Source organism: Rhizobium sp. PAMB 3182 (genome assembly GCF_052908355.1).
On the sequence record NZ_CM128607.1, the window covers coordinates 117812 to 144343 of the forward strand.

At 62.3% G+C, this 26532-nt stretch carries 23 protein-coding genes; 10 read left to right on the forward strand and 13 right to left on the reverse strand.

The genetic code is table 11. The annotated features are described in order from the left end of the window. The first annotated feature begins 58 nt into the window (after nt 1-58). Complete coding sequence (locus ACU5AZ_RS00665; protein WP_446826073.1) at nt 59-517, forward strand: GNAT family N-acetyltransferase; 459 nt, start codon at nt 59-61, stop codon at nt 515-517. A gap of 18 nt (nt 518-535) precedes the next feature. Here the strand turns inward: ACU5AZ_RS00665 and parE are convergent, their stop codons facing one another. Further along, the gene (parE, locus tag ACU5AZ_RS00670; RefSeq protein ID WP_446824164.1) at nt 536-2608 is read right to left on the reverse strand and encodes a DNA topoisomerase IV subunit B; all 2073 of its coding nucleotides are present in this window, start codon (nt 2606-2608) and stop codon (nt 536-538) included. 201 nt (nt 2609-2809) lie between these two features. On the opposite strand from parE, the gene ACU5AZ_RS00675 reads away from it, so the two are divergent. The 4 genes from ACU5AZ_RS00675 (at nt 2810) to ACU5AZ_RS00690 (ending at nt 7128) form a co-directional block, all read left to right on the forward strand. Beyond that, complete coding sequence (locus ACU5AZ_RS00675) at nt 2810-3697, forward strand: dienelactone hydrolase family protein (protein WP_446824165.1); 888 nt, start codon at nt 2810-2812, stop codon at nt 3695-3697. 293 nt (nt 3698-3990) lie between these two features. Further along, on the forward strand, nt 3991-4761 hold the full coding sequence (tpiA, locus tag ACU5AZ_RS00680) for a triose-phosphate isomerase (RefSeq protein ID WP_446824166.1): 771 nt from the start codon (nt 3991-3993) through the stop codon (nt 4759-4761). A gap of 114 nt (nt 4762-4875) precedes the next feature. Continuing rightward, nucleotides 4876-5355 (forward strand): preprotein translocase subunit SecG, encoded by a 480-nt coding sequence (gene secG / locus ACU5AZ_RS00685; RefSeq protein ID WP_446824167.1) that lies wholly within the window; start codon nt 4876-4878, stop codon nt 5353-5355. A 135-nt stretch (nt 5356-5490) separates the two neighbouring features. Next, a complete protein-coding gene (locus tag ACU5AZ_RS00690) occupies nt 5491-7128 on the forward strand; it encodes a CTP synthase (RefSeq protein WP_446826074.1) in 1638 nt (545 codons plus the stop codon). A gap of 79 nt (nt 7129-7207) precedes the next feature. On the opposite strand, the gene ACU5AZ_RS00695 is transcribed toward ACU5AZ_RS00690, so the two are convergent. The 5 genes from ACU5AZ_RS00695 to ACU5AZ_RS00715 are packed head-to-tail and all read right to left on the reverse strand — an operon-like array spanning nt 7208 to nt 12691. Then, the gene (locus ACU5AZ_RS00695; protein ID WP_446824168.1) at nt 7208-8431 is read right to left on the reverse strand and encodes a molybdopterin molybdotransferase MoeA; all 1224 of its coding nucleotides are present in this window, start codon (nt 8429-8431) and stop codon (nt 7208-7210) included. A 4-nt stretch (nt 8432-8435) separates the two neighbouring features. Beyond that, nucleotides 8436-8930, reverse strand: a complete 495-nt coding sequence (gene moaC / locus ACU5AZ_RS00700; RefSeq protein ID WP_446824169.1) for a cyclic pyranopterin monophosphate synthase MoaC — start codon at nt 8928-8930, stop codon at nt 8436-8438. Further along, the gene (gene trpC, locus ACU5AZ_RS00705) at nt 8927-9742 is read right to left on the reverse strand and encodes an indole-3-glycerol phosphate synthase TrpC (protein WP_446824170.1); all 816 of its coding nucleotides are present in this window, start codon (nt 9740-9742) and stop codon (nt 8927-8929) included. The genes moaC and trpC overlap by 4 nt, the downstream gene beginning before the upstream one ends. A gap of 16 nt (nt 9743-9758) precedes the next feature. Beyond that, nucleotides 9759-10775, reverse strand: a complete 1017-nt coding sequence (gene trpD, locus ACU5AZ_RS00710) for an anthranilate phosphoribosyltransferase (protein WP_446824171.1) — start codon at nt 10773-10775, stop codon at nt 9759-9761. Between the two features lie 26 nt (nt 10776-10801). After that, nucleotides 10802-12691 (reverse strand): SurA N-terminal domain-containing protein, encoded by a 1890-nt coding sequence (locus tag ACU5AZ_RS00715; RefSeq protein WP_446824172.1) that lies wholly within the window; start codon nt 12689-12691, stop codon nt 10802-10804. A gap of 224 nt (nt 12692-12915) precedes the next feature. Here ACU5AZ_RS00715 and ACU5AZ_RS00720 point away from each other — a divergent pair, with 224 nt between their 5' ends. After that, complete coding sequence (locus tag ACU5AZ_RS00720) at nt 12916-13857, forward strand: acetamidase/formamidase family protein (protein WP_446824173.1); 942 nt, start codon at nt 12916-12918, stop codon at nt 13855-13857. A 40-nt stretch (nt 13858-13897) separates the two neighbouring features. Here the strand turns inward: ACU5AZ_RS00720 and hspQ are convergent, their stop codons facing one another. From hspQ to ACU5AZ_RS00740, 4 genes are all read right to left on the reverse strand, one after another. Then, complete coding sequence (gene hspQ / locus ACU5AZ_RS00725; RefSeq protein WP_261930081.1) at nt 13898-14227, reverse strand: heat shock protein HspQ; 330 nt, start codon at nt 14225-14227, stop codon at nt 13898-13900. A 79-nt stretch (nt 14228-14306) separates the two neighbouring features. Beyond that, on the reverse strand, nt 14307-15242 hold the full coding sequence (locus ACU5AZ_RS00730) for a DMT family transporter (protein ID WP_446824174.1): 936 nt from the start codon (nt 15240-15242) through the stop codon (nt 14307-14309). A 118-nt stretch (nt 15243-15360) separates the two neighbouring features. Continuing rightward, on the reverse strand, nt 15361-16770 hold the full coding sequence (gene glnA / locus ACU5AZ_RS00735) for a type I glutamate--ammonia ligase (protein ID WP_446824175.1): 1410 nt from the start codon (nt 16768-16770) through the stop codon (nt 15361-15363). Nucleotides 16771-16859: 89 nt separating this feature from the next. Then, on the reverse strand, nt 16860-17198 hold the full coding sequence (locus tag ACU5AZ_RS00740; protein ID WP_007753933.1) for a P-II family nitrogen regulator: 339 nt from the start codon (nt 17196-17198) through the stop codon (nt 16860-16862). Between the two features lie 340 nt (nt 17199-17538). Between ACU5AZ_RS00740 and ACU5AZ_RS00745 the strand changes: the two genes are divergently transcribed. Then, complete coding sequence (locus ACU5AZ_RS00745) at nt 17539-19026, forward strand: NAD(P)H-hydrate dehydratase (RefSeq protein ID WP_446824176.1); 1488 nt, start codon at nt 17539-17541, stop codon at nt 19024-19026. A 64-nt stretch (nt 19027-19090) separates the two neighbouring features. After that, nucleotides 19091-19975, forward strand: a complete 885-nt coding sequence (locus tag ACU5AZ_RS00750) for an EamA family transporter (RefSeq protein WP_446824177.1) — start codon at nt 19091-19093, stop codon at nt 19973-19975. 6 nt (nt 19976-19981) lie between these two features. On the opposite strand, the gene ACU5AZ_RS00755 is transcribed toward ACU5AZ_RS00750, so the two are convergent. Both ACU5AZ_RS00755 and ACU5AZ_RS00760 read right to left on the reverse strand, forming a co-directional pair. Further along, on the reverse strand, nt 19982-21634 hold the full coding sequence (locus ACU5AZ_RS00755; RefSeq protein ID WP_446824178.1) for a Na/Pi cotransporter family protein: 1653 nt from the start codon (nt 21632-21634) through the stop codon (nt 19982-19984). 192 nt (nt 21635-21826) lie between these two features. Then, entirely contained in the window at nt 21827-22630 is an 804-nt protein-coding gene (locus tag ACU5AZ_RS00760) for a DUF72 domain-containing protein (RefSeq protein WP_446824179.1), read from the reverse strand. 64 nt (nt 22631-22694) lie between these two features. Here ACU5AZ_RS00760 and ACU5AZ_RS00765 point away from each other — a divergent pair, with 64 nt between their 5' ends. Both ACU5AZ_RS00765 and ACU5AZ_RS00770 read left to right on the forward strand, forming a co-directional pair. Beyond that, the gene (locus tag ACU5AZ_RS00765; RefSeq protein ID WP_446824180.1) at nt 22695-22973 is read left to right on the forward strand and encodes a type II toxin-antitoxin system Phd/YefM family antitoxin; all 279 of its coding nucleotides are present in this window, start codon (nt 22695-22697) and stop codon (nt 22971-22973) included. Then, nucleotides 22970-23356, forward strand: a complete 387-nt coding sequence (locus ACU5AZ_RS00770) for a type II toxin-antitoxin system VapC family toxin (protein ID WP_446824181.1) — start codon at nt 22970-22972, stop codon at nt 23354-23356. Before ACU5AZ_RS00765 ends, ACU5AZ_RS00770 begins: the two co-directional genes overlap by 4 nt. 3 nt (nt 23357-23359) lie before the next feature. On the opposite strand, the gene uvrA is transcribed toward ACU5AZ_RS00770, so the two are convergent. Continuing rightward, entirely contained in the window at nt 23360-26284 is a 2925-nt protein-coding gene (uvrA, locus tag ACU5AZ_RS00775; RefSeq protein WP_446824182.1) for an excinuclease ABC subunit UvrA, read from the reverse strand. Nucleotides 26285-26532 lie beyond the last annotated feature (248 nt).

Below are 26532 nucleotides of genomic sequence, written 5' to 3' on the forward strand. Positions count from 1 at the left end.
GGCGGGTAATGTAAAATTTGGAATCATCTCAGTCGGCCGACCAACAAGCGGGAGCGACATCTTGCGGATATCGATTGCAACAGAAACGCCGCGCCAGCCGGAAATCCTGCGCCTGATCGCGCTTTCGGACGAATACATGGCGTCTCTCTATCCGCCGGAAAGCAATCATCTTCTCGACATCGAAACTCTGGAGCAACCGGAGGTCAGCTTTCTCGTGGCGCGGGGTGACGGCAAGGTGCTCGGATGCGGCTCGTATGTCGCCCATGACGGCTTCGGCGAGATCAAGCGGATGTTCGTCGACCCGCAGGCGCGTGGATTGAAGATCGGCGCGCGCTTGCTGGAAACAATCGAGCGGCTGGCCATCGAGGCGGGTTTGCCGGTCCTGAGGCTGGAAACCGGCATCCACCAGCCGGAAGCGATCGGGCTCTACCGTCGCTTCGGCTATGTGGAGATCGAGCCCTTCGCGGATTATCTCCCCGATCCGCTAAGCCTGTTCATGGAGAAGAGGTTGTCCTGAGGCCTGCCTTGCGCCGGATCAGATATCCAGATTGTCGGCAAACTCTGCACGGTCCTGGATGAAGCGGAAACGCGCCTCGGGCTTGGTGCCCATCAGGCTGTCGACCGCATCGCGCGTGCCTTCGAAATCCACCTGGTCGATATCGACGCGGAGCAGCGTGCGCTTCCCCGGATCCATGGTGGTTTCCTTGAGCTGCGCGGGCAGCATTTCGCCGAGACCCTTGAAGCGGCCGATTTCGACCTTCTTGCCCTTGAACACCGTTTCCATCAGTTCCGCCCGGTGCGCGTCGTCGCGGGCATAGAGCGTCTTGCCGCCCTGCGACAGGCGGTAGAGCGGCGGTACGGCAAGGAAGAGATGGCCCTGACGGATGAGGTCGGGCATCTCCTGATAGAAGAAGGTGATCAGCAGCGAAGCGATGTGCGCACCGTCGACGTCGGCATCGGTCATGACGATGATGCGTTCGTAGCGGAGGTCCTCCTCGCGGTATTTCGACCGCGTGCCGCAGCCGAGCGCCTGGATAAGGTCGGCCAGCTGCTGGTTGGCCGTCAGCTTTTCGCGGCCGGCGCTGGCGACGTTGAGAATCTTGCCGCGCAACGGCAGGATGGCCTGATTGGCGCGATTGCGCGCCTGCTTGGCGGAACCGCCGGCCGAATCGCCTTCGACGATGAACAGTTCGGCGCCCTGGGCGACGTTCTGCGAGCAGTCGGCGAGCTTGCCCGGCAGGCGCAGCTTGCGCACCGCCGTCTTGCGATTGACCTCGCGCTCCTTGCGGCGGCGCAGGCGCTCCTCGGCGCGTTCGATCACCCAGTCGAGCAGCTTTTCGGCCTCGGCCGGGTTGTCGGTCAGGAAGTGGTCGAAGGGATCGCGCAGGACGTTCTCGACAATGCGCTGCGCTTCGATCGTCGCCAGCCTGTCCTTCGTCTGGCCGACGAACTCCGGCTCGCGGATGAAGACCGATAGCATGCCGACGGCCGAGATCATCACGTCGTCCGTGGTGATCTGGGCTGCCCGCTTGTTCTGCGTCAGTTCCGCGTAATTCTTAAGGCCGCGCAGCAGCGCCATGCGCAGGCCGGCCTCGTGCGTGCCGCCTTCGGGTGTCGGGATGGTGTTGCAGTAGGAGTGAAGCTGCGCGTCGCCGCCGTACCAGGTGACCGCCCATTCGACTGCGCCGTGGCCGCCGGTCTTCTCCGTCTTGCCGGCGAAGATTTCGCGCGTGACGGTGAAGTCTTTGCCAAGCGTCGCCTTCAGGTAGTCTTTCAGCCCGTCGGGGAAGTGGAACACCGCCTTGTCGGGGATGTCCGAACCTTCGGGCAGGACGCCGGGATCGCAGGCCCAGCGGATTTCCACGCCGCCGAAGAGATAGGCCTTCGAGCGGGCCATCCGGAAGATCCGACCGGGATCGAAGCGGGCGGCGGGGCCGAAGATCTCGGGATCGGGATGGAAGCGCACGCGCGTTCCGCGGCGATTGTGGATGTCGCCCAGATCCTCGATGCCGCCAAGCGGAATGCCGCGCGAGAAGCACTGCCGGTAGAGGCGGCGGTTGCGGGCGACCTCGACCTCGAGACTGTCGGACAGCGCGTTGACGACCGAGACGCCGACGCCGTGCAGACCGCCGGAGGTCTCGTAGGCCTTGCCGTCGAACTTGCCGCCGGCGTGCAGCTTGGTGAGGATGACTTCCAGCGTCGACTTGCCCGGCACCTGAGGATGGTTTTCGACCGGAATGCCACGGCCGTTGTCGGTCACCGTCAGAAAGCCTTCCGTATCGAGATGGACCTCGATGAAATTGGCATGTCCGGCGACGGCTTCGTCCATCGAGTTGTCGATGACTTCGGCGAAGAGATGGTGCAGCGCCTTTTCGTCCGTCCCGCCGATATACATGCCCGGCCGCATGCGGACAGGCTCAAGGCCCTCCAGAACGCGGATGGCGGAGGCGTCGTAATTGTCGGAGGAGGCAGTCACCGGTGCGGGTGGCGCGGCCGGTGCAGGTCGCGGCTTAACTTCCGCTGCCTTGGGGGCAGGCGGGGTTGCCTCGTCGCTTCTGGCCGGTGTTCCGGTTGCGAGGGTCGAAAAGAGATCGTTGCTATCGTCCATATGACCGTTCGAATTCCAGGCTCAATCTGTGAGAGAAGCATCCGCATCCCATATTTCAGTCGCATTTTGCAACTCGGATGCGAATCAACTCAATTCTGCCAGAAAGCGCTGATGCGCGCGATTCCCGGCACATTTTTCGTTTCAGGTTTGCTTTCGCGCGGACCCGATGGCAAGGCAATAAGGGGTGGGGAGCGCGACTGCATGCCGATGTCCACAGTTCATTTCATTCTACGCACCGGCATGGCCGTCTTCCTGGCGCTCTATGCCGAAAGTTCTGCGGCCGGAGATCTTGTCGGCCCCTACAAGGACAAGCTCTTTTCCGACCAGACGGTGCTCGAGAGCCGCGACAATGGCGATTTCCGCGTGATCGACTACCAGGAGATGCGCGACATCAACGGCCGCGACCGCATTCCCGAACGTTATGCAAAGTCCGAATACCAGTCTCTCGGTGTCCGGCGCAAGCAGGTGATGGAGACGCTCGATCTTGGAGGACTGAAGCTCGATGTCGGACGGGTCGGGCCGGATGGCGGGCAACGGTTCACGGTGATCTTCATCCACGGACGCGGTGGCGACCGGCGGCTCGGGATGAACGACAATTCCTTCGGCGGCAATTTCAACCGGCTGAAGAACCTTGCCGACCGAAACGGCGGCACCTACTACGCGCCCAGCGTTCCTGTGTTCGATCAGTCCGGCGTCGATCGCGTCACGGCGCTGATCGACTATGCCAGCCGGCGCGCACCCGGTTCGCCGGTTATCCTCAGTTGTGCGTCCATGGGCAGCTTCCTCTGCTGGGCGGTGGCCAAGGAGCCGGCGGCGGTCACTGAACTCAAGGGGATGGCCATTCTCGGTGGCGCAACCGATCCCGATTTCACCAAGAGCGCCGCCTACAAGGCGAAGCTGCCGATCTACTTCACCCATGGCGGCAATGATCCGGTCTATGCGGCCAAGGATCAGGTGACGCTCTACGAGACGCTGCACGGCAACGGATATCCGACCCGCTTCGACCTGTTCAACAGCGGCTCGCACGGCACGCCGGTCCGCATGAGCGACTGGAAACGGATGCTGAACTGGATCGTCACCGCGCAGTGACTGACGTTATTTTCCCGCTCAGGTAGCCGATTGCGGAAGAAATCGCCAAAATTGGCGAAAAATCGAATGCAAACAGGCCTCCGCTGCTTTGCAATCCGGGCATGCTCCTTTAAGAACACAGATGGTGGATCAAGGCCGGGACGGAGGCCTTTTTCCGATTGGCGATGAGGAAAGGGCGGAGCCTCTCGTCTACCAGCAAACAGGCGCCTTACGACCAACCTCATCAATGGCACCAACGCCTGTCCTGGCATCATGTTGTTACTGCCCCACAAATTTAAGGATGGTATTTGCGGATGACCCCGAATGTCCGACCGCTTGTTGCGGGTAACTGGAAGATGAACGGAACGCGCGCGTCGCTTGACCAGATCAAGGCGATCGCAGCCGGTGTGAACAAGCCGTTGTCGGAGAAGGTCGACAGTCTTATCTGCCCGCCGGCGACCCTGCTTTACGTTGCGACGTCACTGGCGACCGACAGTCCGCTGGCGATCGGATCGCAGGATTGCCACCAGAACGTGTCGGGGGCTCATACCGGCGACATTTCCGCCGAAATGGTCGCGGACTGCTTCGGCACCCATGCCATCGTCGGCCATTCCGAACGCCGCACCGACCATGCCGAAACCGATCACCTTGTTTGCGCCAAGGCGGAGGCGGCCTATGGTGCCGGCCTGACGGCGATCATCTGCATCGGCGAAACGCAGGCGGAACGCGAAGCCGGCCAGACGCTCGATATCCTGAAGCGTCAGCTTTCCGGTTCCGTGCCGGACAACGCCACGGCAGAAAATACTGTGATCGCCTACGAACCGGTGTGGGCGATCGGCAGCGGCCTCACGCCGACGCTCGACGACGTCGCCGAGGCGCACGCCTTCATGCGGGCCGAGTTGACGGCGCGCTTTGGCGCAGAGGGCCTGTCTATGCGCATCCTCTATGGCGGCTCGGTCAAGCCGGGCAACGCGAAGGAACTGATGGGGGTCGCCAATGTCGACGGCGCACTCATTGGCGGCGCCAGCTTGAAAGCGAGCGACTTCCTCGCCATATGGTCGGTCTATGAAGAGCTTACCGCCTGAAATGCGGCAATAGACCGCGTCAAAGGGCTTGGAATGCGAGCGCGGCTCATGTAAAGAGCCGCAATCCAATCATTTCGTATGCCCGCGACCATTCGCGGGCAGGACCGGAAAATCATGCAGACTGTTCTTATCGTAATCCATCTGATGATCGTGCTCGCGCTGGTCGGGCTGGTGCTTATCCAGCGTTCCGAAGGCGGCGGCCTCGGCATCGGTGGGGGCTCCGGCTTCATGTCGGCCCGCGGCACGGCCAATGCGCTGACCCGCACGACCGCCATCCTGGCGACGCTGTTCTTCATCACGTCGCTCGGCATGAGCATCCTTGCCCGCTATCAGGGCGATCCGACCGACATTCTCGACCGCATTCCGCAGTCGACGTCGACCGACGGCACCGGTAGCGGCGCCGGCGTTCTCGACAAGCTTGGCGGCTCGGTCAACAGCCAGACGCCTGCCGCCAACGGCACGACGCAAGCTCCGACCACGACGGCTCCGTCGACCACAGCTCCGGCTGCGGGCGCGGAAACCCCGGCTCAGGGCTCGACGGCCCCGACACAGACCCCTCCGGCCGATAATTCGGGCGTCCCGACCGGTCAGTAAGGGCCAGTCACCAGCATCACTCTCCGGCAGGTCAATGACCTGCCGGTTTTCTTTTGTGCGTATTTTGCTTGTCCACCTAAAATTTCGGGAAGCGGAATTTAGGGGCTAGCGGAATCAGTTTTGAAACGGTATCCGGTGAATCCCATGGCGCGATATGTATTCATCACCGGCGGCGTGGTTTCCTCCCTTGGTAAGGGAATTGCGGCCGCAGCTCTTGGAGCACTCCTGCAGGCCCGTGGCTACAGAGTCCGGCTTCGCAAACTGGACCCCTATCTCAATGTCGATCCCGGCACGATGAGCCCGACCCAGCACGGGGAAGTGTTCGTGACCGACGACGGCGCGGAGACGGACCTCGATCTCGGTCACTATGAACGCTTTACTGGCCGTTCGGCGACCAAGACCGACAACATCACCACGGGTCGCATCTACAAGAACATCATCGACAAGGAACGTCGCGGCGACTATCTCGGCGCGACGGTGCAGGTCATTCCCCACGTGACGAACGAGATCAAGGACTTCGTTCTCGAGGGCAATGACGACTATGATTTCGTCCTGTGCGAAATCGGCGGCACGGTGGGCGACATCGAGGCGATGCCGTTCATGGAAGCGATCCGCCAGCTTGGCAACGACCTGCCGCGCGGCACCGCCGTCTACGTTCACCTGACCCTTATGCCGTATATCCCGGCAGCAGGTGAGCTGAAGACCAAGCCGACGCAGCATTCGGTGAAGGAACTGCAGGCGCTGGGCATCCACCCGGATATCCTGCTGGTCCGTGCCGACCGGGAAATCCCCGAAGCGGAACGCCGCAAGCTGTCGCTGTTCTGCAACGTTCGCCCGTCGGCGGTCATCCAGGCGCTCGACGTCGCCAACATCTACGACGTGCCGATGGCCTATCACAAGGAAGGCCTCGACAACGAAGTGCTGGCTGCCTTCGGGATCGAACCGGCGCCGAAGCCGCGCATGGCGGCCTGGGAACAGGTTGCCGACCGCATCCACAATCCGGAAGGCGAAGTCACGATTGCCGTCGTCGGCAAGTACACAGAGCTCAAGGACGCCTACAAGTCGCTGATCGAAGCGCTTCACCACGGCGGCATCGCCAACCAGGTGAAGGTCAATATCGAGTGGATCGAATCCTCGATCTTCGAGGAAAAGGATCCGGCGCCCTATCTTGAGAAGGTGCACGGCATTCTGGTCCCCGGCGGCTTCGGCGAGCGCGGATCGGAAGGCAAGATCCAGGCGGCAAAGTTCGCCCGCGAGCGCAAGGTGCCGTATTTCGGCATCTGCTTCGGCATGCAGATGGCCGTCATCGAGGCGGCTCGTCATCTGGCCGGCATCGAGAAGGCATCATCGACAGAATTCGGTCCGACATCCGAGCCGCTGGTCGGCCTGATGACCGAGTGGATGCGCGGCAACCAGCTGGAGAAGCGGTCTTCCTCCGGCGATCTCGGCGGCACGATGCGCCTCGGCGCCTATCGCGCGGCGCTCAAGAAGGGCTCCAAGATTGCCGACATCTACGGCTCGACGGAAATTTCCGAGCGCCACCGCCACCGCTACGAGGTCAATGCCGAGTACAAGGAGAGGCTCGAAGGCTGCGGCCTGGAGTTCGCCGGCATGTCGCCGGACGGCCTGCTGCCGGAAACGGTCGAATACCCGGATCATCCGTGGTTCATCGGCGTCCAGTACCATCCGGAACTAAAGAGCCGTCCGCTGGAGCCACATCCGCTGTTTGCAAGCTTCGTCGAGGCGGCGCTGGAACAGAGCCGTCTCGTCTGACGCGACAGTCGCCAAGACGCAATGACATCAGAAAACCCGGCTCAAAGGCCGGGTTTTTCATTTTTGGACAATGTCGGGTTCAAACGATCTCAGGCCTCAGGAGGATGACCGGGCAGGGGGCCGCGGCCGGCAGCTCCGGCGCATGCGGCGGCCGGACGATCAGGCAATCGGACTGCGCGAACACCTTCATCATGGACGAATCCTGCTTGCCGAAGGGCTCGGCCAGCTGATGGCCGGAGCTGTCCTTGATGAGCCGCGCGCGCATGTAGTTCTGGCGCTGTCCGTTGGCGGGCAGGGAGCTTGCCGAGAGGACTGTTGCCTTGCGGTTGACCGGCGGCAGGTGTGCGAGCTTTCTGATCAGCGGTTCGGCAAAGAGCAGGGCGCAGACGAGGCTGGAGGCGGGGTTGCCGGGAAGACCCAGCACCTGCATGCCATCGAGCCTTCCAACCATCAGCGGCTTGCCGGGACGCATGGCGATCTTCCAGAAGTCCAGTTCCATGCCGCAATTCTTCAAGGTCTTCTGGACGAGATCGTGATCGCCGACCGAGGCGCCGCCGAGCGTCACCAGGACGTCCGCATTGGCAGCCTGCGCCTTACGGATGGCGGCGGCGATCGCCTCCTCGTCGTCCGGGGCGATGCCGAGATCAAGGATGTCCGCGCCGGCCTTGCGCAACAGCGCTCCGACGCCGAACGTGTTCGAGGCGATGATTTGGCTCGGGCCGGGCCTGGAGCCGGGCTGCAGAAGTTCGTCACCGGTGGCAAGGACGGCAACCAGCGGCTTACGGAAGACCGCAACCGATGCATGGTTCATCGCTGCGGCGACGGTCAGCTTGGTGAAGTCGAGCGCAGTCCCTGCCGAAAGCACGACATCGCCCTCGGCGAAATCCTGGCCGCGGGGACGGATATGCCGTCCCGTCTCGGGCAGAAAGTTCGCACGGATGCGGCCTTCTCCGGCTATTTCGGTGTCTTCCTGGATCAGCACGGTATCGGCGCCGGCAGGCACCGGCGCGCCGGTGAAGATGCGGACGGCTTCGTTCCGGCCGATGTCGCCATCGAAACCATGGCCGGCAGAGGATGTCCCGATGACGGAGAGTTCCGCGCCGATGGACGTGATGTCCTCGGCCCGTATCGCATAACCGTCCATTGCGGAGGCATCGAAGGGCGGCTGGGTGAGACGGGCAGCGAGATCGGTGGCGAGAACACGGTCGCCGGCCATGGCGAGCGGCAGTTCTTCGGTGCCGGTGACAGGCTTCGCCGCTCTCAGCAGCCGCTCAAGGGCATCTTCGACCGGCAGCAGGCTCATGGCTTCAGGCCTTCGTGTTGCGGAAATGACCGGACTTGCCGCCTGTTTTCTCCATCAGCCGGATGCCGCCGATTTCCATTTCCTTGTCCGCGGCCTTGGCCATGTCGTAGATCGTCAGGCACGTCACGGAGACCGCCGTCAGGGCCTCCATCTCGACGCCGGTCTTGCCGGTGAGCTTTGCGGTGGCCGAAACCCGCAGGCCGGGCAGGGCGGCGTCTTCCGTGATGTCGACCGTCACCTTGGTCAGCATCAGCGGATGACAGAGCGGAATGAGGTTGGCGGTCTGCTTGGCGGCCATGATGCCGGCAATGCGCGCCGTGCCGATCACGTCGCCCTTCTTGGCGTTGCCCTCGGCGATCAGCTTGAGCGTTTGCGCACGCATGCGGACATAACCTTCGGCAACCGCAACGCGTTCGGTCTCGGTCTTGTCGCCGACGTCGACCATGTGCGCTTCGCCGGACGCGCCGATATGGGTGAGGCCGGCTTTCCCGGCCGTCATTCGGCAGCCATCGCGCCGGACGCACCGGTCAGCAGTTGGCGGGTCGCGGCGGTGACATCGTCCTGCCGCATCAGGCTTTCGCCGACGAGGAAGGTCGAGATGCCGGCCGCCTTCAGCCGTTCGCAGTCGGCATGGGTGAAGATGCCGCTTTCACCGACCAGAAGGCGGTCCGCCGGCACCATGGGCGCCAGTGCCTCGCTGACGGCGAGGCTGACCTCGAAGGTGCGCAGATTGCGGTTGTTGATGCCGACGAGCGGCGAGGCGAGCTTGAGGGCTCTTTCCATCTCGGGTGCATCGTGGACCTCGATGAGGACGTCCATCCCGAGGCCAAGGGCCTCGTCTTCCAAACGCCTTGCATCGTCATCGGAAAGCGAAGCCATGATCAGGAGAATGCAGTCAGCCCCCCAGGCGCGGGCTTCGTGCACCTGATAGGTCTCGAACATGAAATCCTTGCGCAGCGCCGGGAGGCCGCAGGCATCCCGCGCCTTGGTCAGGAATTCGGGCGCCCCCTGGAAACTTGGTGTGTCGGTCAGAACGGACAGGCAGGCAGCGCCGCCCTCTTCGTAGGCCCTGGCGAGCGCGGGGGGATCGAAATCCGGGCGGATCAGCCCCTTGGACGGGCTCGCCTTCTTGATCTCGGCGATCAGGCCGAAGGAGCCCTCCTGCCTCCGGGCTTCGAGCGCCTTGTAGAAACCGCGTGGCGGAGCCTGGTCGGCGGCCATCGCCTTCAGTTCGGCGAGCGGCACAGCCGATTTCGCAGCGGTGATCTCTTCGCGCTTGTAAGCTTCGATCTTGCGCAGAATGTCGGTCATGATGGCTAACCTATCCTCATTCGCCGCTGTTGGAAACGGCGACGAGCTTTTCCAGTGCGGAAGACGCGCCACCGTCTTCGAGCGAATGTGTTGCGATCTTCATCGCATCGGCGATCGTCTCGCCCTTGCCGGCCACGATCAGCGCTGCCGCCGCATTGCAAAGCGCAACGTCGCGATAGGCGTTCTTCTTGCCCATCAGCACCTCGCGCAGCGCCTTGGCGTTGGCGATGCCGTCGCCGCCCTTGAGGTCGGCAAGCGTGGCGGTTTCGACGCCGAAGTCCTTCGGCGTCAGTTCGAATTCGCGGATCTTGCCATCCTCCAGCGCCACAACATTGGTCACGCCGGTGGTGGTGATTTCATCCATGCCATCGCCGAACACCGTCCAGACCGTCGTCGAGCCCATGTCCTTGAGCGATTCCGTCAACGGGCGCAGCCATTGCCGGGCAAAGACGCCGAGCAGCTGGTGCTTGACGCCGGCCGGGTTGGAGAGGGGACCGAGAAGGTTGAAGATCGTGCGCGTGCCGAGCTCGACACGGGTCGGACCGACATAGCGCATGGCGGAATGATGCATCTGGGCGAACATGAAGCCGATGCCCGCTTCGGCGATGCAGCGGGCAATGGCGTCGGGGCCGATGTCGAGCTTCACGCCCAGCGCGGACAGGCTGTCGGCCGCGCCGGACTTCGAGCTCAGCGCCTTGTTGCCGTGCTTGGCGACCGGCACGCCGGTGCCCGCCGTGATGATCGCGGCGAGCGTCGAAATGTTGTAGGTGCCGGTGCCGTCGCCGCCCGTGCCGACGATGTCGACGGCATTTGCGGGCGCTTCGACCGTCAGCATCTTGGAACGCATGGTGGTGACCGCACCGACGATCTCGTCAATCGTCTCGCCTCGGACCCTGAGCGCCATCAGGAAGCCACCGATCTGCGAGGGCGTTGCCTCACCCGACATGAGGATGTCGAAGGCCTGGCGCGCTTCCTCGCGGTTCAGGGCCTCGCCGGCGGCCGCCTTGGCGATAAAAGGTTTGAGTTCTGCCATCGCCTGGTAGCTCCCCTCGTTCCGGATTACCGGACCAGCGCCTGTTCGGCGAGCTGCTGATTGATCGATACGCCGTACTTCGCCTGCAGCTCGCTCACCATTTCGTCCAGGATGTCGTCGCCGGCGGCCTTGGCCATCTGGTCGATCGTCTGGTCCTGGTTGTCGAGCGCGGTCGTTGCCGGCTTCGGATCATCCGCCGTAACCTTCAGGAGAACCTGATTGCTCCCGTCGCTGGTCGCGCCGGTCGCCACGGTCCCGACCGGGCCGGAAAAGGCTTCCTGGATGGCCGCGGAGCCGATGATCGGATCGTTGGAGTGACGGGTCAGGCCGCTCTTCTGCTCGACGGCGATCTTCAGCTCGTCAGCGATCGCCTGCAGCGTCTCACCCTTCTCGACGCGCAGCTTCAGCTTCTCGGCGAGGGCGCCCAGTGCTTCCTTCTGCTGTTCGGCAGTCCAGTCCTGCGTCGCCTGGGCCTTCACCTCGTCGAGCGTGCGGTCACGGTCCGGAGTGATGTCCACGACCTCGTACCAGAGGTAGCCGTTGCGGCCGATGTTGAGCGGCAGGTTTTCCACGCCGACATCGGTCTGGAACGCTTCGGAGACCAGGTCCCGGCCGGTCGGCACATCGGCGACCGGCTTGCCGTCCGGACCATTGCCGTCGGCATCAATCGCGTCGATGGTGACAACCTTCAGGCCCAGTTCCTTCGCCGCGTCGGTGAGCGACGAGCCGCCGCCGCGCAGGTCTTCGTAGCGGTCGTGAACGGACTGGATTTCATCGAGCGCGTTGTTCAGCGCCAGATCCTTGCGGACCTGATCCTTGACCTCGTCGAGCGTCTTGGTCACGGCCGGCTTGATGTCCTTGACGCGCAGGATCACCGGGCCGAAGGCACCCTTGACGACGCCCGAAGTCGCGCCGTCGGTCTCGATGGCGAAAGCGGCATCGGCGATTGCGGCGTCCGGAACGCGGGCCTTGGTGAAGTTGCCGAGCGTGACGTCGCTTTCGGTCTTGCCCTGTTCCTTGGCGAGATCGTCAAAGCTCTTGCCGGCCTGCAGTTCCTTGAGCGCCGCTTCTGCCTTGGCCTCGTCGGCAAAGGTCAGCTGCTCGATCGTCCGGGTCTCGGCAGTCGTGTAGCGGTCCTTGTGCTCCTCGTAGTCCTGCTTGACCGCATCGTCGGTGACCGCAGTCGGATCGGCGATATCGGAAGGCTCGAGCTTCACATAGGCGATCTTGCGGAATTCCGGCGCGTGGTAACGGGCCTTGACCGTGTCGAACCACTTCTGCAGCACTTCATCCGAAGGCGCCTGGATCGGATCGATGTTGGCGTCGGTCAGGAGCAGGTAATCGACCGAACGGGTCTCATAGCGGTACTGCTTCAGCGCATCGATCAAGACCGGCGGGGCGGTGAAGCCGCTGCCGACGGCGTCGATGATCTGGCTGCGTACGGCGACGTTGCTGCGCTCGGCGATATAATCCTGCTCGCGGATGCCGGCGTTACGCAGGAGAGCGGTGAACTGCTGGCGATCAAAGCCGCCATTCAGGGACTTGAAGGCCGGATCTTCGGCGATCAGCCGGGCGAGCCGGTCCTGCGACAGGCCGAGATTCATGTCGTCGGCCAGCTGGTCGAGGGCGGCGCCCGCCGAAAGCTGCGCATAGACCTGACGGTCGACGCCGAAGGCCTTGGCCTGCTCCAGCGTCAGCTGTGTGCCGAACTGCTGGCTGAGCGCCGCCATCTGCCGCTGGAACGCGAAGTGCAGGTCGGTGACCGACACCTTCTGATCGCCAACGGTGATGACGGTGTTGCCCGCAGGCGCGAGCAATGATGCCGAAACGCCCCATATGCCGAAGGAGCCCACCAGAACGATCATCAGCAGTTTCGCCACCCATGTCTGCGACGCGCGTCTCAGTATCTGGAACATCCGGTGCCTTCCTCGTCATACGATGCTGCGCCCGTTTGTTTTTTCGGGCGCAGGAAACATTTTTGTGAACGTTCCTTAAAGCAAAGCGCAGCGGAATTGAAGGCGGCGAGCGGTGAAAAAAGGGACGGCGCGATCGACATTCAGCCACGCTCTTGGCGCTGTCTGCATGGACCCGTTGGACAGGTATCGCTGTTGTGGCCTAAATGATCGGGAAAGGAGACCCCATGACCTGTCCGTCTTACACGATTCACAGCCGGAACTGCCATTGCGGTTGGAACAATGCCTTTCCGCCGGCCTACACGGCAGAACCGGGCCAGACACTGACATTCGAGTGCAAGGATGCATCCGGCGGCTATTACACGGCCGAGAGCACCTCGGCGGATGTCGGCGGGCAGGATCCCGCGACGATCAACCCGGTGACCGGCCCGATTTTCGTCGACGGCGCGAATCCCGGGGATGTGCTGAAGATTACGCTCGACAGCTTCGCGCCCGGCGGTTTCGGCTGGACGGCGATCATTCCGGGATTCGGACTGCTGGCGGACCAGTTTAAGGAGGCGCGCCTCAATCTCTGGACCTACGAGCGGGACCTCAAGACGCCCGCCATGTTTGGTAGCCATGCCCGTGTTCCGTTAAAGCCGTTCACCGGCACGATCGGCGTCGCACCCGCGGAGCCCGGTACGCATTCCGTCATCCCACCGCGCCGGGTCGGCGGCAACATGGATATCCGCGACCTGTCGGCCGGTTCCGTTCTCTACCTGCCGGTGGAAGTGGAGGGGGCATTGCTGTCGATCGGGGATACGCATGCGGCGCAGGGTGACGGGGAGGTGTGCGGAACGGCAATCGAGAGCGCGATGTCCGTCACCGTCACAGTCGACCTGATCAAGGATCAGCCGCTGCGCTTTCCGCGTTTCGAGACCGCCGGACCAGTCACCGGTCATATCGACGGTGCGGGCTACGATGTCACAACGGGAATTGGCCAGGACCTGATGACCGCCTGCCGGGATGCCGTTTCGGGGATGATCGACCTCTTGGCCATGAGCCGTGGGATGACGGCAGAGGATGCCTACATGCTCTGCTCGGTTTGCGGAGACTTGCGCATTTCCGAAATCGTCGACGCACCCAACTGGGTCGTCTCGTTCTACTTCCCACGCGCCGTCTTCGCCTGAAAAGCGAAACGGCCCGAAAATCGGGCCGTTCGCATTTTCGTCAATGTGCCATGATCAGTTTCGATCTGAGCGACCCCGAGGGTTCGCGATCAAAAATCTGCGCGATATTGGGGTTGCGCAGCGGCGTGCCGCTGTCATCGACCACAATGTTCTGCTCGGACACGTAGGCCACATATTCGGACTCGTCGTTTTCGGCCAGCAGGTGGTAGAACGGCTGGTCCTTGCGCGGTCGGATTTCGGCCGGAATGGAATTCCACCATTCTTCCGAATTGGCGAATTCGGGATCAACGTCGAAGATCACGCCCCGGAAGGGAAATATCCGGTGACGCACGACATCTCCGATATTGTACTTGGCGTTCTGGATCTTCATGGGCTTTATCCTTTCCCTGAAATATTTGGGTTGGATAGGCCATGATATCAAGGGTCTGCCACGTCATGGGGCCGTGAGGTCACGATCTCCTGTTGAAAAGTGCAGCAGGGGCCGTTGCCAGCATGACACCGCCGGTCACGAGCACGATTCCATAGGCATGATAGGTCTCGAACGTCTCGCCCAGAAACAGGACGGCCATGACGATGGAGATCGGCGGCATCATGTAAAGGGTGATACCGGCAACCGCCGGACCGAAGACGTGTACGGTGTGCTGGAAGCAGTAGAAGGCGGCCAGCGACGCGAAGAAGATGATGCCCGCGAGCTTCAGGAAGTCGCTGCCCGAATCCGGCAGATTGCCGCCCGACAGGGTTTCGATGATTGCCGGTGGCAGCAGGACGATCGCGCCGGATGTGGCGATCAGCCCGAACAGGGTGAGCGGCCTGACGGTGCGGACCGCAGGATGACGCAGCAGGAGCGAGTAGACCGCAAACGAGATCGCCGCACCGAGGATGCCGAGATCGCCGATGTTGAACTGCATGTGCAGCAGGGCCTGCGGTTCGCCCTTCAGCACGATGGCGACGACGCCCGAGAAGGCGACGACCATGCCGGCGAGTTCGCGGGCGCTGATCCGTCCACCGGCAAACAGCCACTGGAACAGGATGATGAAGAGCGACGAGGTCGTGTAGATCAGCGTCGCGTTGGAGGCGGTCGTCCTCGTCAGCGACCAGTAGACGAAGCCGCCACAGATCCCCATGCCCAGCACGCCGAGCAGAAGCCATAGCCCGACATGGCCGCGCACGAAGGCGATCGCCGCCCGCCGGTCGGCCAGCATGAATGGCAGCATGATCAGCGCCGATCCGGCCCAGCGGATGAAGGCGGTGATGAACGGCGCGATGTCGCCGATGATCCCGCGGCCGAAGATCAGGTTGCTCGAAAAGAAAATCGGCACGGCGATGAAGATGGCCCAGGCGAGAAGGCCTGGCGACTGTTTCTGGTTCGGATCGAAGGGCGTCATCGGTGACCTGGCATTGGACCGTGATCGGAAAAGGCTTGAAAAGAAACAAGGCAGAAACCGTCTGGCTCCTGCCTTGCTTGTCGTTCTCAGGCCCCTGGCAGGGCCGTCCACCGGTCGATCAGACCGAGTAGTACATGTCGTATTCGACCGGATGCGGGGTCATTTCGAAGCGCATGACTTCCTGCATCTTCAGTTCGATAAAGGCATCGATCTGGTCGTCGTCGAAGACGCCGCCGGCGGTCAGGAACTTGCGATCCTTGTCCAGGCTTTCCAGCGCTTCGCGCAGCGAGCCGCAGACGGTCGGGATCTTCTTCAGTTCCTTCGGTGGCAGGTCGTAGAGATCCTTGTCCATCGGCTTGCCGGGGTGGATCTTGTTCTTGATGCCGTCGAGACCGGCCATCAGCATCGCGGCAAAGCCGAGATACGGGTTGGCGGCGGGATCCGGGAAGCGGACTTCGACGCGCTTGGCCTTCGGGTTGGAGCCGAAGGGAATGCGGCAGGAGGCCGAACGGTTGCGGGCCGAGTAGGCCAAGAGAACCGGCGCTTCATAGCCCGGGACCAGACGCTTGTAGGAGTTGGTCGACGGGTTGGTGAAGGCGTTGATGGCCTTGGCATGCTTGATGATACCGCCGATGTAGTAGAGGCAGGTCTCGGAAAGACCGGCATATTCGTCACCGGCGAAGGTCGGCTTGCCGCCCTTCCAGATCGACTGGTGGACGTGCATGCCCGAACCGTTGTCGCCGAAGATCGGCTTGGGCATGAAGGTCGCCGTCTTGCCATAGGCGTTGGCAACCTGGTGGACGCCGTACTTGTAGATCTGGATCTTGTCGGCGTTGCGCACCAGCGTGTCGAACTTGACGCCAAGCTCGTGCTGGGCGGACGCCACTTCGTGGTGATGCTTTTCGACCACGACGCCCATCTCGGCGAGCACGGTCAGCATTTCCGAGCGCATGTCCTGGCAGCTGTCGACCGGCGGAACCGGGAAATAGCCGCCCTTGACGCGCGGACGGTGACCGAGGTTGCCGGTCTCGTATTCGGTATCGTCGTTGGAAGGCAGTTCGGACGAATCGAGCTTGAAGCCGGTGTTGTAGGGATCGGCCTTGTACTTGACGTCGTCGAAGATGAAGAATTCGGGCTCGGGGCCGACGAATACCGTGTCGCCGATGCCGGACGCCTTCAGGTAGGCTTCCGCCTTCTTGGCGGTGCCGCGCGGATCGCGGTTATAGGACTCGCCGGAGACCGGGTCGAGAATGTCGCACATGATGACCATGGTCGACTGGGCGAAGAAGGGGTCCATGTGGACCGTATCCGTATCGGGCATCAGTACCATGTCGGATTCGTTGATGGCCTTCCAGCCGGCGATCGACGAGCCGTCGAACATGACGCCGTCGGCAAACATGTCCTCATCCACGCAGGAAACGTCCATGGTGACGTGCTGCAGCTTGCCCTTGGGGTCGGTGAACCGCAGATCGACGAACTTGACGTCGTTTTCCTTGATCTGCTTCAAGATATCATTCGCTGATGTCATTTAGGCCTTCCTTCCTGGTTTTTCCCGAATTGTTATGAACCTGCCGTCACGTCGGGAACAGACGGCCCTATTGGATCACGTTATCTGGATCAGATTGCGTCGACGCCGGTCTCGCCGGTGCGGATACGGATCACTTCCTCCACGTTCGACACGAAGATCTTGCCGTCGCCGATCCGGCCGGTTTGGGCCGCGTTGCGGATGGCTTCGATCACCGCATCCGCATTCTCGTCGGCGAGGACGACTTCGACCTTAACCTTGGGCAGAAAATCGACAACGTATTCAGCTCCGCGATAGAGCTCGGTGTGGCCCTTCTGGCGTCCAAATCCCTTTGCTTCCGTTACAGTAATACCCTGCAAGCCGACTTCCTGAAGCGCTTCTTTCACTTCATCCAGCTTGAACGGCTTTATGATCGCCTCGATCTTTTTCATCAGAAAATTTCTCTCCGCTTCTCCCTTGGAGGCGGACCTCGTGTCCGCTCGGCCATGTCGATGCACGTAGCATGCCAAGACATTTGTATATCTCCGCTTGCGGTCAGTGCAATAGCAGGTCGGCGCGCGGAACGACCTGTTTTTGCCTGAATGGCAGGAAATCGCACCGCTCACGGCATCATTCCCATTTCCCACATCATGCGGAAACCAGAGGATGCGGTTAATTGAATGAAAATGCTATCGATTTTTTGAATGCAATTTATGCATATGCCTAATATTTGAGCCAAAGAGCCTGTGTTTTTTGATTGTTTTTTCCCCGGACTCGGCATCAACTTCCCGCATGACATTATTAATCGAAACAGTGCTTCTCACACCCGACGAGATGGGACAGGCGGACCGCGATGCAGCGGCATCGGGGATCGACAGCTATGGATTTATGGAGCGGGCAGGGCAGGCGGTCGCCGCCGCCGCGCTCCGTCGCCATCCGGGCGCGGGGCGCTTCGTCGTGTTCTGCGGTCCCGGCAACAATGGCGGCGATGGCTATGTTGCCGCGCGCGCCCTCAGTGAAAGCGGATGCAATATCAAGGTCTTCCATCTCGGCGATCCCGACCGGCTGAAGGGAGATGCGGCGGAGGCACGGCGGCGCTTTGGCTTGGGCTCCGAACCGCTGGAAACCTACCAGCTGGACAGCGGGGACGTCATCATCGACGCGCTCTTCGGGGCGGGGTTGGATCGCGATGTTCCAGCCGCGGTCGCAAACCTTATCGAAACGGTCAATTCTGCCGGCATGCCGGTCATCGCCGTCGATCTTCCCTCCGGTCTTTGCGGCCGGCGCGGCGTGCCGCTGGGTGCCTCGTTCAAGGCCGAGATCACCGTCACCTTCATGACCCGAAAGCCCGGCCACCTTCTCATGCCGGGACGGGCGCTCTGCGGCGAGATCTCAGTCTTCGACATCGGCATTCCCCGGCGCATCATTGCCGCGCAGGACAGCCGGCTGGCCGTCAACGGGCCGGGGCTGTGGCAGGGGGACCTGCCGACACCCGATTCGGCCGCCCACAAGTTCACCCGCGGCCATCTCGTCGTCTTTTCCGGTGGCCCGACGGCAACCGGGGCGGCGCGGCTTTCGGCGCAAGCCGGTCTCGTCAGCGGCGCCGGCCTGGTGACCGTCGTCACGCCGCCGAACGCGGCACTCGTCAATGCCGGCGCGCTGACGGCGATCATGCTGAAATCCATAGCTGATGCGGACGACCTTGCCGGCTGGCTGAAGGATCGTCGCGTGACTGCTGCCGTGATCGGTCCCGGCTTCGGCGTCGGCGAAAAGGCCCGACACTTCGTGCGGACGCTGGCCAGAACCGGGATTCCCATGGTGCTCGATGCCGACGGCATCACCTCGTTTCAGGATGCGCCGGAGGACCTGTTCGATACCTTCGCCGATAAGCCCGTCAGACTGGTCCTGACCCCGCACGAGGGTGAGTTCCGGCGGCTTTTCCCCGACCTTGCCGCCGACGAGCAACTCTCGAAGGTGGAGCGGGCGCTCGACGCGGCAAAGCGCGCGAATGCGGTGGTCCTCTACAAGGGTGCGGACACTGTGATCGCCGATCCGGTGGGCCATGCGGTGATCAACGACAATGCGCCGCCCTGGCTGGCGACGGCTGGCTCCGGCGACGTGCTGGCGGGCATTATTGGCGGTCTTATGGCCCAAGCCGTTGCGCCCTATCAGGCCGCCGCCGCGGGCGCGTTCCGCCACGGCGAAGCCGGAAACCGGGCAGGGCGGGGCCTGACGGCCGAGACGCTGATCACACATTTGAATGGACCCATCGAAAATTGAGCGACCTCGCGGCGAAAATTTCGACTAGTCTCACCGGACGTTTCAACCGGCGGGACATTCGACAATGATCGTCACGGACATTCTCATGATGGTGCTCGTCGCCGCCATCTGGGGCTTCAATTTCGTGGTGATCAAGATCGGCATCGCCAACTTCCCGCCGATCCTGTTCTCCGCCCTGCGCTTCCTGTTTGCGGCGATCCCGCTGGTCTTCTTCATCCCGCGTCCCGCCGTCTCCTGGCCGATCGTCGTTGCCATCGGCATGGTGCTCGGTGTCATCAAGTTCAGCCTGCTGTTCATCGGCATGGATGAGGGCGTCTCTGCCGGCCTTGCTTCGCTTGTGCTGCAATGCCAGGCCTTCTTCACCGTCATCCTTGCAGCAATGCTCTACAGGGAACGTCCAAAGCCCGTGCAAATCCTGGGCGTGATTGCCGCATTCGCAGGAATTGCCGTGATCGGCACGACGATCGACGCCAGTTTCAGCCTGCACGGCCTGGTTCTTATCCTTGCCGCAGCCTTTGCCTGGGCCGTATCGAACATGCTGATGAAGAAGGCCGGCGGCGTCGACATGCTACGCCTCATGGTGTGGGTCAGCCTCGTGCCGCCGCTGCCGCTGCTGGCGATCTCGATCGCAACGGAAGGCTGGGACCGCGATCTGGCGGCGCTGCAATCGCTGACCTTCGGCGGGGCGGGGGCGGTGCTCTACATCGCCTATCTCGCGACCATCTTCGGCTTTGCCGTCTGGGGCCGCATGATCCGCAAATACAACGTCTCCAACGTCGCGCCGTTCTCGCTACTGGTGCCGGTGTTCGGCATGAGCTCCTCGGCACTCGTCTTCGGCGAGAGTTTCAGCCCGATGCGGCTTGCCGGAGCGGTGCTGATCGTCTGCGGCCTCGTTCTGACCGTGCTCGGGCCGAGGATGTTCGCGCGGCCGGTCGTCGGCGGCGCCTGAAACCACTCAGAGAAGGCGGCTGTGGCGCAGCATGCCCTGGTCTTCAAGCACGGGATAGGCGATCGACACGACCAGGGAGTTGACCTCCTTCAGGTCGCGCATCGTGTCGATGTGCAGCGAGCTTGAATCGAAGCTTGCGACATTGCCGGCGCGCAGGCGCTGCAGGTGCCGCTCCTCGCTTTCGCGCACCAAGGCGCGCATGGCTTCCTTGCTGGCGACCAGCTGGCGGGCATGCTCGATGTCGCGGTTGATCAAGAGGTTGAAGGCGAGATGGGCGTTCTTCAGCACCTCGGCATGCATGGCCTTGAGTTCCGCCCAGCCTTCCGCCGAGAAGGCGGTGTTGCGCTCGTGCTTCTTCTTCACCCGGTTCAGCATGTTCTGCGAGATGATGTCGGCGGCCTGCTCGATCTTGATCGTGGTCGACAGCAGGCTCTGACATTGGGCCGCCGACGCCTCGTCGAGCGCGCTTTGCGAGATGCGGGCGAGATAGAACTTTATCTCCCGGTGAATATGGTCGATCTCGTCGTCGAGTTCGTCGATGCGGGCGATCTTCTTCGGATCGTTTTTCTCGAAGAGATCGAAGATCCAGTTCAGCATCACCTCGGTCTTTTCGCAGGCCGTCAGCACCTCACGCGTCGCATTGGCGACCGCCTGCCGGGGATTGGCAAGATCGGCGGGATTGAGCGAGGAAATCCGCGCATCCAGGGGAATGCCCGCAACCGGCGCCGGGTTGGCGAAGAGCCTTTCCAGGGCCATGCCGACGATGCCGCAGAAGGGCAGCCCTAAAATGACGACGGCGGCATTGATCGCCAGATGCACCATGACCACGGCGTCACCGGGGCCGTTGGCGAAATCGGTCGGCGGCAGCTGCACGGAGAATTGCAACGCGAGCGCCAGCAGCGTGGCGGTGCCGCGGATCGCCACATTGCCGAGCGGCACGATGCGCGCGGCACTCTCGGCGTTCTTGGTCAGCATGGCGCCGATGACGGCTGCACCGAAATTGGCGCCGAGCACCAGCGGAATGATGAGGACGGACGGGATCAGCTCACGGTCGGCGAGAGAGGCGATCAGCAGGATCGTTGCGACGCTGGAGTGAAAGGCCCAGGCCAGGATGGCCGCGAGAATGAAGGCGGTGATCCAGTCGCGAGAGAGATAGTTGATGATGATCGGCAGTATTTCGCTGGAGCGCAGCGGATCGGACGCCTGGCCGATCAGCTTCAGCGCGAGCAGCAGCAGGCCGAGGCCGAACAGGATGCGGCCAATCTGGCGCCAGTTGCGCGCCTCCGACGCCCGGAAGGCGACGGTCCCGGCGAGCAGCAGAACTGGGATCAGCAGCGACAGGTCATGGCGCAGGATGCGGACGACAAAGGCCGAGCCAAAATCGGCGCCGAGCAGGGTGGCGATGCCGATCGCCGAGGACACATAGCCGCCGGCGACGAAGGACGCGATGATCAGCGAGACCGCCGTGGCGCTCTGCAGCGCGACGGCAAAGAAGAAACCGGCGATGGCGGCGGTCACACGATTACCGACGGCGAGCCGCAGCTTGTCCTTCAGGATCGACCCATAGGCCCGCTCGATGCCGGTGCGCACCATGCGGGTCGCCCAGAGCAGGAGGGCGACCGCTCCCGCGAGATTGATGAAGACGACAATACCTGACATGGGCGAGACCGGATGAATGTGGCGGAGCGGGCATAGCCGGAGCCGGCATCAACCCAAAAGACAAGCAGCGATGCTTCGCGATTATCTCCGCGGATGGCGCTGGCTCAGCGACATCCTATAGCCCAGATTCGACACCGTCACAAATTGCGCATCCTTGATTGCGTCAATTCAATCAACACAACCAAGGTTCAATCAACCAAGCTTTTCCTGCAGCGCCATTGCGCCGGCCGGGGCGTTCACCTTGCCGCTGGTGATGAAGTAGCCAAACACATCGCGCGGCTTCTTTTCTGGCTTGTCGTCGGGTGCAAGCAGCGGCAGGTCGGAAGGCTGGTCGCCGCCCGCCCATTCGCCAAATCGCCTGGCCCAGGCATCCAGTTTGTCCGGCGGGTAGCAGGTCGGCACGTCATCCGAGCCCTTCTGCAGGCGCGCATAGACGAAGTCGGCCGTGACATCGGCGATTTCCGGATAGTCGAAATGCTCTGCGTAGACGATCGCCACATTGTGTCGGCGGGCCAGCGCCACGAATTCCGGCACCATGAAGGAGGGATTGCGTACCTCAACGGCATGCCGCAACGTCAGGCCGTCCAGCTTTGCCGGCAGCAACGCCAGGAAGGCGCCGAAATCCGCCTCATCGAACTTCTTCGTCGGCATGAACTGCCAGAGGATGGGCCCCAGATGGTCGCCGAGTTCGGTGACGCCCGAGGCCAGGAATTTTTCGACCGACTCGCCTGCCTCGGCCAGCACGCGCCGGTTCGTGGCATAGCGGATTGCCTTCAGCGAGAAGACGAACCCGTCCGGCACGTCGGCCGCCCACTTGGCGAAGGTCGCCGGCTTCTGGCTGGAATAATAGGTGCCATTGATCTCGATCGTCTTCAGCTCGGAGCTGGCATATTGCAGCTGCTTCGTCTTCTTCAGATCGGCCGGATAGAAGTGCCCCTCCCACGGATCGAACGTCCAGCCGCCGATGCCGGTGCGGATTGTGCCTGAAGTGGTCATTTTGGATCTCCAGTTGATATTAGCTAAGTTATTAGCTAACTTATGAGTAACAATGGAGCGAACGATGACAGTCGTCACCATTCACAAGGCCAAGACTGAACTTTCCAAACTTCTCGCCCGTGTCGAAGCGGGTGAGGAGATCATCATCGCACGCGGCAGCGAACCCATAGCCAAGCTGGTGCCTGTTGATGCGGCTCAAACTCCAAAGCCGAAACGTCGGCCGGGCTCTCTTTCGCACCTGCGCGGCACGATCCCGCCTGACCTTTTCCTCGAGCCCATGTCGGAAGAGGAGTTGTCGCTATGGGAGGGCGCCCATTCCTTTTCCGGCGACAATGACCGATGAAACTGCTTCTGGACACCCACGCGCTCGCATGGTGGCTAATGGACGATAGCCGTCTCACTGAAACCGCACGCAACGCCATTGCTGACCCCGGTAACGATGTTGCCGTGAGCGCAGTTTCGGCCTTCGAAGTGGCAACAAAGTACCGTATTGGAAAATGGCCGGCCATGGCTGATCTGGTGACCGGCTTTCCTCACCTCGTGGCCGAGCAGGAGTTCGCGCTGCTGCCCATTACCGTTTCCCACGCACTTCTTGCCGGGCGGTTTGCGGTCGCCCACCGAGACCCCTTCGATCGCCTGCTTGCCGCGCAAGCGAAACTCGACTCCTTCGTTCTTGTCACAGCTGACAGCGCCTTTTCTCAGTTCGACATCGACCGTCTCTGGTGAACTCTACTCCGCTGCCTGCTGCTTGCCCTGGCCGGGGCGGCGGCTCATCAGTTCGCGCAGGTAATGGCCGGTGTGCGAGGCTTCGTTCTCGATGACGGCTTCCGGCGTGCCGAAGGCCACGACTTCGCCGCCGCCATCGCCGCCTTCGGGACCGAAGTCGATGATCCAGTCGGCGGTCTTGATGACCTCCAGATTGTGCTCGATGACGACGACCGAATTGCCCTGGTTGACCAGTTCGTGCAGCACTTCCAGGAGTTTCGCGACGTCGTGGAAATGCAGGCCGGTGGTCGGCTCGTCGAGGATGTAGAGCGTGCGGCCGGTCGAGCGCTTGGAGAGTTCCTTGGCGAGCTTGACGCGCTGCGCCTCGCCGCCGGAGAGCGTATTGGCCTGCTGGCCGACCTTGATGTAGCCGAGCCCGACATTGAACAGCGCCTGTAGCTTGTCGCGCACCGCCGGCACGGCAGAGAAGAACTCGACGCCTTCCTCGACCGTCATGTCGAGCACGTCGGAAATCGACTTGCCCTTGAAGGTCACGTCCAGCGTTTCTCGGTTGTAGCGCTTGCCGTGGCAGACGTCGCAAGTGACGTAGACATCCGGCAGGAAGTGCATTTCGATCTTGATGACGCCGTCGCCCTGGCAGGCTTCACAGCGGCCGCCCTTGACGTTGAACGAGAAGCGGCCGGGCTGATAGCCGCGCGCCTTGGCTTCCGGCAATCCGGCGAACCAGTCGCGGATCGGCGTGAATGCGCCGGTATAGGTCGCCGGGTTGGAGCGCGGCGTGCGGCCGATCGGCGACTGGTCGATATCGATCACCTTGTCGATATATTCGAAACCGTCGATGCGGTCGTGGTCGGCCGGATGCTCGCGTGCGCCCATGATGCGGCGGGCGGCAGACTTGTAGAGCGTCTCGATGAGGAAGGTCGACTTGCCGCCGCCGGACACACCGGTCACGGCCGTGAAGACGCCGAGAGGGATCGAGGCGGTGACGTTCTTCAGATTGTTGCCGCGCGCGCCGACGACGGTGATTTCCTTCTTTTTCTTCGGCTTGCGCCGTTCGGAAGGCACCGGCACGCCCATTTCGCCGGAGAGATACTTGCCCGTCAGCGACTTGGGGTTTGCCATGATGTCGCCGGGCGTTCCCTCGGCCACGACCTCGCCACCATGGATGCCGGCGGCCGGGCCGATATCGACCACGTAATCGGCCGTCAGGATCGCATCCTCGTCATGCTCGACGACGATCACCGTATTGCCGATGTCGCGCAGATGCTTGAGCGTCGCCAGAAGGCGGTCGTTGTCGCGCTGGTGCAGGCCGATCGACGGCTCGTCCAGCACGTAGAGCACGCCCGTAAGGCCGGAACCGATCTGCGAGGCGAGACGGATGCGCTGGCTTTCGCCGCCCGACAGCGTGCCGGAATTGCGCGACAGGCTCAGATATTCAAGGCCGACGTCGTTCAGGAATCGCAGCCGCTCACGGATCTCCTTGAGGATGCGGAGCGCGATCTCGTTCTGCTTGTCGGAGAGATGGCTTGGTAGTTCGTCGAACCAGTCGCGCGCGATCTTGATCGACATCTCGGTGACTTCGCCGATATGCAGCTTGCGGATCTTCACCGCCAGCGCCTCGGGCTTCAGGCGAAAGCCGTTGCAGGCCGGGCAGGGGGCGGCCGACATGTAGCGCTCGATTTCCTCGCGCGCCCAGGCGCTGTCGGTTTCCTTCCAGCGGCGCTCGAGGTTCGGCACGATGCCTTCGAAGGTCTTGACCGTCTTGTAGGACCGGGCGCCGTCCGCATAGTGGAACTCGATCTTCTCGTCGGTACCCTTGAGGATCGCTTTCTGTGCGGCGGCACTCAGGGCGCTCCAGCGGTCGCCGAGCTTGAAGCCATAGGTTTTCCCAAGCGCCTCAAGGGTCTGGTTGTAATAGGGCGAGCTCGATTTCGCCCAAGGGGCGATCGCGCCGTCGCGCAGCGTGCGGTCCGGTTCCGGAACGATCAGGTTCTCGTCGATCTTCTGCTGCGAGCCGAGACCGTCGCAGGTCGGGCAGGCGCCGGCCGGATTGTTGAAGGAGAACAGCCGCGGCTCGATCTCGGAAATCGTGAAGCCGGAAACAGGGCAGGCGAATTTTTCCGAAAACAGCACGCGCTCATGCGTCTCGTTCAGCGACTTGTTGGCGGAGCCGCCGGCAGAGGTTTCCTCCGGCGGCAATGGCTTGTCGGCGAATTCGGCGACGGCAAGGCCATCGGCGAGCGTCAGGCAGGTCTCGATGCTGTCGGCAAGGCGGGCGGCCATGTCGGGGCGCACGACGATGCGGTCGACCACCACGTCGATATCGTGCTTGTACTTCTTGTCGAGGGCAGGGGCGTCGGCGATCTCGTAGAACTGGCCGTCGATCTTGACGCGCTGGAAGCCCTTCTTCATGAGCTCCGCGAGTTCCTTCTTGTACTCGCCCTTCCGGCCGCGCACCATCGGCGCCAGTATATAAAGCCGCGTGCCTTCCTCGAAGGCGAGCACCCGGTCGACCATCTGGCTGACCGTCTGGCTCTCGATCGGCAGGCCGGTGGCCGGCGAATAGGGCACGCCGACACGGGCAAACAGGAGGCGCATATAGTCGTAGATCTCGGTCACCGTACCGACCGTGGACCGCGGATTGCGCGATGTCGTCTTCTGCTCGATGGAGATTGCCGGCGACAGTCCTTCGATCTGGTCGACGTCCGGCTTCTGCATCATTTCCAGGAACTGCCGCGCATAGGCGGAAAGGCTTTCCACGTAGCGGCGCTGGCCCTCGGCGTAGATCGTGTCGAAGGCAAGCGAAGACTTGCCGGAGCCCGAGAGGCCCGTCATCACGATCAGGGAATTGCGGGGAAGATCAAGATCGACGCCCTTCAGATTGTGTTCGCGCGCGCCGCGAATGGATATCGTCTTCAACTCGCTCATATTCACATAATCCGGATTGGAATTCCGCCCCTATGTAATGTTACTACGCCGCCTGTCGAGAAGCGGACGCCGCAATTGCCGCAAAAATCGATTCAGTTGACAGGATCATACATATTTAATAGAACAAAAAAAGAACAAAATTCCACATGGGGAAAGCTGTGGATTTCGCCCTCGGGGCAAGCGCGCCTCGGCGCTTTCCTTTAGAGTGGCGCAAGTTTTTACGGAATGGAAGCCGTTTCGGCGGCAAT